Origin of the sequence: Lacipirellula limnantheis (assembly GCF_007746075.1) — a bacterium.
GTDB lineage: Bacteria > Planctomycetota > Planctomycetia > Pirellulales > Lacipirellulaceae > Lacipirellula > Lacipirellula limnantheis.
This window is the reverse complement of the sequence record NZ_CP036339.1, coordinates 1,916,509-1,927,884: the sequence shown is the minus strand read 5'-3', so window position 1 is coordinate 1,927,884 and position 11,376 is coordinate 1,916,509. Positions and strand designations below refer to the sequence as shown.

Genomic DNA, 11,376 nt, shown 5'->3' with positions numbered 1-11,376 from the left:
GACGGCGTACTACCGGGCGGTCGGCGCGAGCGCGGAGAACCTCGCCTTGATGCGGCGGATCGACGAGCAGTATCTGGCGACGCCGTTCTACGGCAGCCGGCGGATGGCGGACTTGTTGGGAGTCAATCGCAAGCGCGTGCAACGGTTGATGCGGCAGATGGGGATCGAGGCGATTTACCCGCGTCGGCGGACGACCTGGCCAGGGGTCGGGCACAAGATTTACCCGTATCTGCTGCGGAACGTGGCGATCGTGCGGCCCGATCAGGCGTGGAGCACGGACATCACGTACATCCCGTTGCGACGCGGCTTCTTGTACCTGACGGCGATCATGGACTGGTTCAGTCGACACGTGCTGGCATGGCGGTTATCGAACACGCTCACGGGCGACTTTTGCATCGAGGCGCTGGAGGAGGCGCTGCAGCTTGCGACGCCGGAGATCTTCAACAGCGATCAGGGCTGCCAGTTCACGGCCGCGGCGTTCACCAAGCGATTGGAGCGCCGCGGGATCGCAATCAGCATGGATGGCCGAGGGCGCGCCTTGGACAACGTGTTCATCGAACGACTGTGGCGAAGCGTCAAGTACGAGGAAGTCTACTTGCACGACTACGCCGACGGCTGGGAGGCCGAAGAGCGACTGGGGGCGTACTTCCGGTTTTATGCGACCGAGCGCCCGCACCAAGCCCTCGGCTACCGGACCCCCGCCGTGATGTACGCCCAGCGGAACTGAAGCCGCAGGAGGCGCCGGGTCGATGAAGCTCAACGACGAATCGCGCGAGAGAATTGGAAACTCAAACGGAACCCAATGCTTGGAAGTAACGGATGCGGCCGCGCGAGAGCTTTGAGGGCTCTCGCGGGCCGCTCCCCACCTTATTCAACCCCAGATTCTGTCCAACGATTGGGGTCCACCTGAGGGACGCATTTTAGCCTTCGGCGAAGGAAATGGTTAAGATGGCGGTATGGACCGACGCAAGCCTTATTTGATTTGGCGACTGAGCGCCACAACGATAACTGCCGGGTTAGCGTCGTTTGTAGCGGCATTCCTTCCGCTTAAGACTGTCGCTGCCACGGTGTTGGCCGCGGTTGGAGATTTAGGCTCGACTCAAGTTGGTGCGACTCACGTCGCCAGCTTGGTGGGCAGCGCGTCGTGGCAAACAGATTACGTTCTCGCACTTGGCGATAATAGTGGCAGTAATTACATGCCGGGCAGTCCCGAGTGGGATGACGTCATCGGCAAACGCTATGGGCAGTTCATTCAAAAGCGATCAGGGGCGGGCGCTCCGGCCTATCCGCAACAGACAAGTGAAGTGCAACGCTTCTTCCCCGTAGTCGGCGACCACGATCGCGACCTCACGTCTGGCAGTATTTCGGGATATCTCGACTATTTCCATTTCCATACAACGCCGGGTGGATCCGCTGGTCGGTTACCCGACGGCGTTCACGACGACTCGCAGAGTTACTACGACGTTGCGCTGCCGATTGAAGGCGGCGCCGGTTCTGTGCATGTATTTGCGATGGATAGCGAAGCGTTCGCTTATTCGCCTCAATCACGAGCTTCGCGGATCGAATGGCTGCGCGACGGATTACGCAATTCCACGGCAACCTGGAAGTTCGTCACCATGCATAGCCCTCCGTATTCCTCTTCCCTGCATAACAGCAATCCGCTCTACCAGCTGCCGTTTCAGCAATGGGGAGCTCACGCCGTCTTGTCGGGGCATGACCATGTGTACGAACGGGTATCGGCAACAAATGCGGGGGAGGTTGACATGCCCTACTTTGTTAACGGACTTGGAGGCTCGAACATCTATCCATTTACAGCGAATCGTGCGCCAGGCAGCGAGTTTCGATACAACCAGGACTTCGGCGCGATGCGCATCACAGTCTCCGACAACGAAGCGATATTCGAGTTCTTCTCAATTGATTCGTATGGCGGAGATCAGGCCGCAAACGGAACACTCTTGGATTCTTTCACTCTCTCCAAGAACGCTCTTCCCACGCCGCCGGTCCTAGGAGCTGACTTCAATGACGATGGCCTTGTCGACGAGGTCGACTTGTCCATGTGGAGGTCCGCCGTGGGATCTAACGCTGGCGGAGATGCCAATAGCGATGGCCAAAGCGATGGCGATGACTTCCTGACGTGGCAACAACAGCGTTCGAACTTTCGGCCCGACCATCCGCCAACGCTTGAAGTCGTCCCGGAGCCTGTTTCCCTAGCCTGCGGCTTGCAAGCAGCAGTGGCGCTGGCAATCGCTCGAAGACGGCCGTCGGGCCCTCATCAACTGACAGCGCAACTCGCGTAACTTCTGTTAGGTTTGAACGTGAAGGCCCTCGTCTACGAGAACTTTAATGGTCCGCTCTGGCTGAAGCAGGCGGCTGACCCAGTCGCGTCGCCCGACGGAGTCGTCATCGCCGTTCGCGCCACCGGCGTCTGCCGTAGCGATTGGCATGGCTGGCAGGGCCACGACGCCGATATCAAGTCGCTCCCCCACGTCCCCGGCCACGAATTCGCCGGCGTCATCGTCGAAGTCGGTCGCGACGTCGCCAAGTGGCGCGTCGGCGATCGCGTGACGATGCCCTTCGTCGCCGGTTGCGGCCAATGTCCCGAGTGCCGTGAAGGCGCCCCCCAGGTCTGCGACGCCCAGTTTCAACCAGGCTTTACCGCCTGGGGATCGTTCGCCGAGGCGGTGGCGGTTCGCTACGCCGATTTCAATTTGGTTCGCCTCCCGGAATCGCTAGAGTTCGTCACCGCTGCGGCCCTTGGCTGCCGCTTGGCGACGGCCTATCGCGCCGTTGCCATCCAAGGCCGGGCCGCCCCGGACGAGTGGGTCGCCGTCTTTGGCTGCGGCGGCGTGGGTCTCTCGGCGATTATGATCGCCAAAGCCCTCGGCGCCCGGCCGATTGCGATCGATGTGCGCGCTGAATCGTTGGCCATGGCCCAATCGCTCGGCGCCGAGCACGCGATCAACGCCGCCACCGTCGCCGATCCGGCAGCAGCCATCGGTGAGCTGACGGGGCGCGGGGCTCACCTGTCGCTCGACGCGCTCGGCAGCGGCACAACGGCTGCAAACTCACTGCGGTCGCTCCGCAAACGAGGCCGCCATGTGCAAGTAGGCCTCCTCGCGGGATCGGAATTCCAGCCGCGGCTTCCCATGGAGCTCGTCATCGGCCGCGAACTTGAAATCTACGGCAGTCACGGACTCGCGGCCGCCGACTATGCCAAGCTGCTCGCGCTGGTTGCTTCCGGCAAGCTCGACCCGCGCCGCTTGGTTCATCGCACCATTTCGCTGGCCGAGGCCCCTGCGGCGCTCGCAGCCATGGGCTCATTCGGTCAACCCGGCATCACCGTCATCGCCGAGTTTTGATCATCGCCGCCGCGCTGCACGCCAATATCAACAGCAAAGCGGCCGAGGGTTCTGGGATGGCCCGCGTCGACCAGGCCAAGGCGTACGATTCGCGATTGAGATCATTGCTGAAGTCGAACACCTCGCCCCACCACCGCACGCGCAGCGCGTATTCGCCGGCCGCGGGCAGGGCGAACGAAAAGTGCTCGGTATTGTTGAAGGCGCTGAACGACTCGCTGATCAGCGCATCGGGGACGCCGCCGGCGACGCTCCACAGTTCCAGGTCGAGATCATCGTAGCTGTCGTCAAAGGCGAACGCGTTGCCTTCCAGACGGCGGTCGCGAAACCAGGTCAAGGTAGCCGTGAAATTTGCCCCGGCCGCCAAATCGTTCTGGAAGTAGTAGTCGTTGGTCGTGCCTTGCAAGACTTGGCCGAAATCCCAGCCGATTTCGTCAACCAGCCCAAGGTTGCCCGACGCCGTGCCGGGCAAATCTGCCGTTCCCTCAAAATATTGCTGAAAGGCGGCGTCAAGGTTCATCCTCCCGGCGCCCACGCGGTCATCCAATCCTTGCCCTGTTTGCACGCCGCCGAGGCCATTGGGGTGCGAGATTTGGCCATTGTTCCAACCGCTGGTTTTGGTCGCCGAGTTCATCAGCACAGCTTTGACGACGCGCGCGTCGCGGGCGTCGGCATTGCCGGCGAATTCCACATAGGCCGCGTCGTACAACAGCGCCGCGCCGCCGGCGACCGTCGGGGCGGCGAAGCTGGTGCCCGCGATGCCCCGCGTATAGAAATTGGCGCCCCCGGCAGGCCCGTCGGCCGGACCCGTCGGGCCGGGGCCGCCAACGCTGGGGTTATCGGTGAGCCCATTGCCGCCGCTCTCGCCGCCGTAGTAGGCCAAGCTCAATTGCTGCCCCGGCGCCGCAATATCGACCACTTGCCGCGCATTGTCGAAGGCTCCATTGAAGGGATCAGCGTAATCGTTCGGCCCGCCGCTCGAAAACGAAGAGGGGAGGTTGTACGTCGGATTCGCTCCCAAAGCAGCCACGGTCAAGTCGTTGTATCCCGCGCCCGGCGCGCCCACTTGATCGGGTCCAGCGCCCAAATTCCCCGCCGAGTTCACGAACAACGTGCGAGGGTTCGCATTGGCGAGGCCGTCGACGCCCACCGTCAGGGCCGACGTCCCCGTAATATCGCCGCCGCCAAAACTGCTGTTGATCACGTCGGCCTTGCGTCCCGTCCCGTCGACGCCGGTCTGAAAAGCGCGCCGATACTGATCCAGAAACGCATTGACGTTAAAGCTAAAACTGAACGCCGTTCGCGCGCCCGACCACTGCGAGGCGATGGCGCCGCTATAGAGTTGTGCCGCGGGGGCCATCCCCACCTGATAAGCGCCGGGGGAAGCGCCGCCGCTGCGTCCTCCGAGCGTCATGCCGACCCACGTCGCATGGCGATCGAACTCGTTGAGCGCCAGTGGCGAGTTGGGAAGCTGTTGGGCATGTCCCAGCGCCTCGTGGTTCGACCAGATGTGGCCGGCTTCGATGTTGGCGATCACGGCGTTGCCGCCTTCGAAGCCGTGGTTGTAGAAGGCGTCGGCGCCGACCACGGAGTTGATGTTCGTGCCAACAAACGGCCCAGTGACGGCGCCGAGGTTGGGCCCGCTCACATAATCCGCGCTCGCCGTCGCCGTCTCGTCAGCGTTGATGCTGATCCTGCCTTCAGCGTCGCCGCCGGGCAGGGACGCTCCAGCCAGCGAGGGCGCCTGAGCTCCCGTGTGCGCCGCGTCGGCGAAGGGAAAGTCGACGCAACTCCACAAAAGTGCGCAGACCACGGCTTGGCGGAATACCCGCCTGAAAGTCGAATTCATTAGCGTGCCACAAGATGCGAAATCAATGGTGAGTAGGCTGCTCCATCTCAGCCCCCGGTTGGCGGAAAGTCAAGCGTTCGACTGCCTGAATGGCTCAGAACTGCGAAGTCGTGGTCGGTTCGCCCAGCAAGCAAACCGCCGGACGGGCCTTGCGCGCTGACGAATGCGCCAAACGCGGGCTGGAACTGCTCATTTCGGCGCCGGCCGGATCAGTAATCGCTGATTCGCGAAAACGCATCGCGCCGCCGGCGCGCCAACCTCAACCCTCTTCCGAGATTGCCGGACCAGCTCGCCTTGGCTCCATTCCCGCATCCGTGGAGGTCGTCGCACCGGAAGTTTAGTCAAAGCAACCGTCTGAACTGAGAATTGATAGTGGGGATGCGCTGACTTTTCCGATACTAGGAAATATGCGGGTTGCCTGACGGCGCCAGCATCGCTTTTCTCATCACGACGCCGGCTGGAAAACCAGAGGTGCGTGGGCATTCACTGCTCTCATCTCCCCTGATTCGGCCAACGCATGGTCAGACTAACCACGTGGCGTTCGTACTTAGCGTGCCGGCAGGCTGCGCTCTCGTGCGTCTGGGTATTCGTTCTGCTAGCGGCTTGGGGCTCGGCGAACAGTGCGACGGCCGACGAGCCATTGGCCGGCCCCTCATCATTGCGGTTAGCCCAAGCGAGCGAAGACGCTGACGACGAACCGACGCTGACGCCTCTGCCGCCTCCGGCTGAAGTGATGGACGAGGAGTTCTCAACGCAGCCGTACGATATGCCGACGCCGGTCGACGCCGATCTGAAGAGCATCCTGGGACGATTGGAGGCTTTGGAAAAGGCTGCTACTCCCAAAAAGCCTGACGTCAACGCCGATCTGAAGAAGGAATTCGACGAGAACGACGGTCGGGGCAAGTGGACTGATCTCTCGGGCGACAAGTGGGCCGTCAAGCTTGGCGGCCAAGTGCAGATCGACAGCATCAACTGGGCCAATGTCGAGAATCCCCCCGTCCCCGCCTTCAACTACTTCGAATTCCGTCGCGTGCGGCTGATCGCCGATGGCGTCGGCTACGGCATCTACGATTTTCGCCTTCAAGTCGAAACCGAGCCCGAGGCTGAAGACACTGTCACCACGCCGGTGACGACCATCAGAGACGCCTACCTGTCGATGAACGAGATTCCAGTCATCGATCGGTGGCGCATCGGCAACTTCTTCGTGCCGTTCAGCCTAGAACAGGTCACCAACGATACGAACAACCTCTTTCTTGAGCGCTCGATTCCCACCCAGGGCATCTTCTCGGCTGATCGTGAACTAGGGATGGCCGTTTACGCCGTAAACGACGCCAAGGACTTCACGTACACCACGGGAATCTTCATCGACAGTCTTAGCGAAGCGCTCAAAGAGCGCATCGACAACAATCAAGGGCAACGCATTAGCAATCGCATCACTTACTTGCCCTACTACGACGAGCCTTCCAACGGTCGCTATCTCGTCCACACCGGAGCGGGCGTTCTCTACACGCACGACCAAGATCAGCTCGCCCGCTTCCGCGCCCGCCCGCAGATTCACGAAGGCCCATTCCTGATCGATACCGGCAATTTTCCGGCCCGTTCCTACACCACCGGCAACATCGAGTTGGCGACGGTCTGGGGACCGCTCTCGGTCCAGAGCGAAATGTTCCTTTCCAGCGTCGATCGCATCAATGACGACGACGCCACAATTTCCGGCGCCTACGTTTACTTCAGCTACTTCCTCACTGGCGAAAATCGCGTTTACGAGCGCTACGGCCAGCACGGCGCGCAATTTGGTCGCGTTGTCCCCTTCTCCAACTTCTTCCTCGTCCCCGGCGGCTTCGGTCCCGGGGCCTGGGAACTTAAGGGACGCTGGTCGAACCTCACCCTCACCCAACTTGACAGCGGCCAATACAACGACTTCACCTTCGGCCTCAACTGGTATTGGTCCGATCGCGTCCGCACCGAGCTCGAGTGGATTCATCCTATCACGCGCTTCGGCACTACCCCCTACGGGCCGCAGACCGCAGATATTATTGGCCTGCGTTTCGATTTCAATTTCTAGACGCGTGAACGAACAGGCCAGTTTCCTCAATCGTTGACCACTTTCTAAGTTTCGAGGGCCACATGAGCCGTCGCACTTCGCTGCTTTCAACCCTTCTCGTCGCCGTCTCCTTCAGCGCCGCGTTAGCCACGGCGCAGGCCGGCGAGCTCTGCTGCGCGCTCTGCGGACGCCACGACTCGTGCCAAAAGGTCTGCCGCCTGGTTTGCGAGGAAAAGAAAGTCGACGTCATCTGTTGGGGCGTCAAATGCGAAGATTTCTGCGTTCCCGGCCCCAGCAAACCCTGCTGCAAGCAATGCGACCTCGTCTGCGACGACTGCGGCAAGAAAACGAAAGAAGGCGATCCCGTGGCGACGCCGCATCGCTTCATCTGGCGGGAATGGATTCCCAGCAGCTGCGCTAACATTTTCACCAAGAAGAAGCTGATGCAGCGCATCGATACGAAGAAAGTGCCCAGCTACAAATGGGTCGTCGAAGATCTCTGCGCCAAGTGCGAGTCGAAGGCCAAGTCCGCAGCGATCGAGCCCGGCGCCCAGATTCCTCCTCCCCCCGACATAGAGGCAAAAATCCTGGTTGCCGGCGCGTCTGAGCCTGCGTTGAAGTAGTCTTATTCGGCCAGCACTACTCGGCGCCCGCACGCCTAAACGGGGTATAATCAAGTTGCCGCCACCGCCGCCGCAATGCGCCAACCCGGGCGACGGCGCTTTACCCTCCTGTCCGCCGCCGAGTTCCGCCGTGGGTTGCCTCGAAGACAAACCGAACGAGTGGGACCATCCCGGCAAGTACAAGTGCAAGGCGTGTCGCGCCACTGCCGACAAGAAGTCGAAGCTCTGCAAGCCGGCAAAGATCGAGAAGAAGAAAAAGTAATCAACTTGCAGCCGATACCTTTCCCGGCCGCTCGCGGCTTAGCGTCTCGCCCCCGCCCACCCGCTCACCTATAGTGTGCGAAATGCGAGTCGGCCTCTTCATCCCCTGCTACATCGACCAGTTCTACCCCCGCGTCGGAATCGCGACGCTGCGGTTGCTGGAGCACTTCCACGCCGGAGACGTCGAGTTCCCCGCCGCTCAAATCTGCTGCGGCCAACCCATGGCGAACGCCGGCTGCGTCGCCGACGCGCGCCCCGCCGCCGAGCGCTTCGTTGCCACGTTTCGCCCCTATGATTACGTCGTGGCGCCCAGCGGCAGTTGCGTTGCCATGGTGCGTCATCATTACCAGGGCCTCGTCGCGGACGAGGCCGCGCGTGCCCAGGTGCAAGCTAAGACCTTCGAGCTGTGCGAGTTCCTCACCGACGTGTTGCAGATCGAGCCGCCGCGCGGCCAGTTTCCGCGTCGCGTCGGCCTCCATCAAAGTTGCCACGGCTTGCGCGAACTGCGGCTCGGCAGCGACAGCGAACTGAATGTTGCGCCCTTCAATAAGGTGCAGCGGCTCCTGGCAAACCTCGAAGGCGTCGAATTCGCGCGACTCGAGCGCCCCGACGAATGCTGCGGCTTCGGCGGCTCCTTCGCCGTCGATGAGGAAGGGGTGTCGTGCATGATGGGCCGCGATCGCATCGCCGATCACGAGCGCGCCGGCGCCGAGGTCCTCGCCGCCGGCGATATGTCCTGCCTGATGCACCTTGATGGCCTCATCCGCCGCGAACGCCGCCCCTTGCGCGTCCTCCACGTCGCCGAACTCCTCGCCGAAGCCCTTGGCCTGACGATTTCCGACTGAACAACAAGGTAATTCCATATGAACCGCCAAGGACGCCAAAGACGCCAAGAGCGCCACGGAATTCAAGAAGAGGAACCGCTGATGCACGCAGATAAACAAGAAAGATGGCGTCTCAAGATCATTCTATTTGCGTGCATTCACATTCATCTGCGGTTCTGACATTGCAATTGCTGCCCTTGGCGTCCTTGGCGGTTAAGTTTTGAACGTTGCAGTTCTCCAGTGCATCGCCTGGAATTCAGTTGAATGCCAACCCAAGACCACCCAGCCGCCGCCAACGCCTTCGTCGCCGACGACGCCCACGCGCACTGGCATGATCAGGCCCTCTGGTTCATCCGCGCCAAGCGCGACAAGTGCGCCCACGGTCTCGCCGAATGGGAAGAGCTGCGCGAGCTGGCCGCTCAGATCAAGCAGCACACCGTCGCTCATCTCGGCGATTACCTCGAGCAGTTCGAACGCAACGCCACCCGCCTCGGCGCCGTCGTCCATTGGGCCCGCGACGCCGCCGAGCACAACGCCATCATTCTGAGACTGCTTCAGGAGCGTCGCGTTCGCCGCATGGTGAAGAGCAAGTCAATGCTCACCGAAGAGTGCGGCCTGAATCCGTTCCTCGAACAGCACGGCATCGAGGTCACCGACACAGATCTCGGCGAATGGATCGTCCAACTGCGGCACGAGCATCCCAGCCATATCGTGCTGCCGGCCATCCACATCAAAAAGGAAGACGTCGGCGAGCTCTTTCATCGCGAACTTGGCACCGCCAAGGGGGCCACCGACCCGGCCTACCTCACCGAGGCCGCCCGCCATCGCCTTCGCGAAAAGTTCCTCGCCGCCGAGGCCGGTCTCACCGGCGTCAATTTTGGCATCGCCGAAACGGGCGGCTTCGTTGTCTGTACGAACGAAGGCAACTCCGATCTCGGCACGTCGCTGCCGCCGATCCACATCGCCTCGATGGGAATCGAAAAGCTCGTCCCGCGGCTCGACGACATGGCCGTCTTTCTTCGCCTGCTCGCTCGCTCCGCCACCGGCCAACCGATCACTGCCTACAGCACCCACTACCATGGCCCGCGCCCCGGGTGCGAACTCCATATTGTGCTAGTCGACAATGGCCGTACAACACTTCTGGCTAGCGAAGAGTTCCGAAACTCGCTCCGCTGCATCCGCTGCGGCGCCTGCCTCAACACCTGCCCCGTCTACCGCCGTAGCGGCGGCCACAGCTACGGCGTCTCCGTCGCCGGGCCGATCGGCTCAATCGTCAACCCGTCGCGGGATCCGGCAACGCACCGCAGCCTGCCGTTCGCGTGCACGCTCTGCGGGTCGTGCGCCGACGTCTGCCCCGTGAAGATCGACCTGCCCAATCAGCTGCTGACGTGGCGTCAGCGCATCGCCGAGCTGGGCCTGCTCAAACCGTCGAAGCGCCGCCTCATGCACTTTGCAGGCGCGGTGCTGAGTCGGCCGCTGCTCTATAACGTCGCCGGCGGCGTCGGACGCGCCGCACTGCGCTGGGCGCCGCGCTGGCTGGTCTACAACCGCTTCAACCCTTGGGGCCGCCAGCGCGAAATGCCGCTGCCGCCGAAAGAAACCTTCCGCCAGTGGCATTCCCGTCAATCGCGAGATGACAAGCCATCGTCATCCTGAGCGCAGCGAAGGATCTGGAGCCGTTTGCGAGCTTCCAGATTCTTCGATTCGCTTAGCATGACACAGCTCAAACCTTCCACTCAATCGATGTCCTCCCGCGATCACATCCTCCGCGAAGTCCGCCGCTCGCTGCCGGCCGATGCGCCGCTGCCGTCGCTCGACCGCCAGTGGACGCGCTACGACGATCCGCACGCCCAATTCTTCGATGTCCTTCGCGGCGTCGGCGGCGCGGGCCGCATCGTCACGGGCGAACCGCAACTCCGCGAAGAAATCGACCGCGTCATCGCCGCCATCGGCGCCAAACAGATTTGCTCAGTGATTTCTGAGGCCGCGGCCGGCAACGTCGATATCGCTGCGATCGACGATCCGCACGCCCTCGCGTCAGTCGACCTCGCGATCCTCCCCGGCGAACTCGCCGTCGCCGAAAACGCCGCCGTCTGGGTCAACGCCGCTCGCGTCCGCCAGCGCGTCGCCTACTTCCTCTCGCAGCACGTCATTCTCGTCGTGCCGTACGACCGCATCGTCAGCAACATGCACGAAGCCTATGCCGGGCTGCAGCTTTCGGCGGACGGCTACAGCCCTTTCGGCGAAACCACCTGGGGAACGTTCATGTCGGGCCCGTCGAAAACAGCCGACATCGAGCAAGCCCTCGTCATCGGCGCCCACGGCGCCCGCTCGCTCCACGTCTTTTTCACGAAGCCGTAAAGCAAGTGCGTTTTATTTTTCAGCCCCTGGCTCCGCCAGGGGGTCGGTCACCATACCA

Annotated in this window: 10 protein-coding genes (1 of these 10 only partly in view); 9 read left to right on the top strand and 1 reads right to left on the bottom strand. The window is 62.0% G+C overall.

Annotated features, from left to right (window positions below; genetic code table 11):
• The 3 genes from I41_RS07515 to I41_RS07505 form a co-directional block, all read left to right on the top strand.
• Positions 1 to 727 (top strand): IS3 family transposase gene (locus I41_RS07515; RefSeq protein ID WP_391524834.1); it begins 372 nt to the left of the window's first position. Within the gene, positions 1 to 727 belong to an annotated coding region that runs on past the window's edge; the region does not span the whole gene.
• A 229-nt stretch (positions 728 to 956) separates the two neighbouring features.
• Positions 957 to 2,297: a metallophosphoesterase gene (locus I41_RS07510; protein ID WP_145431961.1), complete on the top strand. Its 1,341-nt coding sequence runs from the start codon at positions 957 to 959 to the stop codon at positions 2,295 to 2,297.
• Between the two features lie 18 nt (positions 2,298 to 2,315).
• Entirely contained in the window at positions 2,316 to 3,359 is a 1,044-nt protein-coding gene (locus tag I41_RS07505; RefSeq protein ID WP_145431960.1) for a zinc-dependent alcohol dehydrogenase family protein, read from the top strand.
• Here I41_RS07505 and I41_RS07500 read toward each other — a convergent pair.
• On the bottom strand, positions 3,343 to 5,205 hold the full coding sequence (locus I41_RS07500) for a S8 family serine peptidase (RefSeq protein ID WP_145431959.1): 1,863 nt from the start codon (positions 5,203 to 5,205) through the stop codon (positions 3,343 to 3,345). The two genes, I41_RS07505 and I41_RS07500, sit on opposite strands and share 17 nt — an antisense overlap.
• A 517-nt stretch (positions 5,206 to 5,722) precedes the next feature.
• Between I41_RS07500 and I41_RS07495 the strand changes: the two genes are divergently transcribed.
• The 6 genes from I41_RS07495 (at position 5,723) to I41_RS07475 (ending at position 11,318) form a co-directional block, all read left to right on the top strand.
• The gene (locus tag I41_RS07495; protein ID WP_145431958.1) at positions 5,723 to 7,270 is read left to right on the top strand and encodes an OprO/OprP family phosphate-selective porin; all 1,548 of its coding nucleotides are present in this window, start codon (positions 5,723 to 5,725) and stop codon (positions 7,268 to 7,270) included.
• 62 nt (positions 7,271 to 7,332) lie between these two features.
• On the top strand, positions 7,333 to 7,872 hold the full coding sequence (locus I41_RS07490) for a hypothetical protein (RefSeq protein WP_145431957.1): 540 nt from the start codon (positions 7,333 to 7,335) through the stop codon (positions 7,870 to 7,872).
• Between the two features lie 130 nt (positions 7,873 to 8,002).
• On the top strand, positions 8,003 to 8,134 hold the full coding sequence (locus I41_RS28235; RefSeq protein WP_261342483.1) for a hypothetical protein: 132 nt from the start codon (positions 8,003 to 8,005) through the stop codon (positions 8,132 to 8,134).
• A gap of 82 nt (positions 8,135 to 8,216) precedes the next feature.
• Positions 8,217 to 8,978: a (Fe-S)-binding protein gene (locus tag I41_RS07485; RefSeq protein ID WP_145431956.1), complete on the top strand. Its 762-nt coding sequence runs from the start codon at positions 8,217 to 8,219 to the stop codon at positions 8,976 to 8,978.
• A 243-nt stretch (positions 8,979 to 9,221) separates the two neighbouring features.
• Complete coding sequence (locus I41_RS07480; RefSeq protein ID WP_145431955.1) at positions 9,222 to 10,613, top strand: lactate utilization protein B; 1,392 nt, start codon at positions 9,222 to 9,224, stop codon at positions 10,611 to 10,613.
• An 87-nt stretch (positions 10,614 to 10,700) separates the two neighbouring features.
• The gene (locus I41_RS07475) at positions 10,701 to 11,318 is read left to right on the top strand and encodes a LutC/YkgG family protein (protein WP_145431954.1); all 618 of its coding nucleotides are present in this window, start codon (positions 10,701 to 10,703) and stop codon (positions 11,316 to 11,318) included.
• Positions 11,319 to 11,376 lie beyond the last annotated feature (58 nt).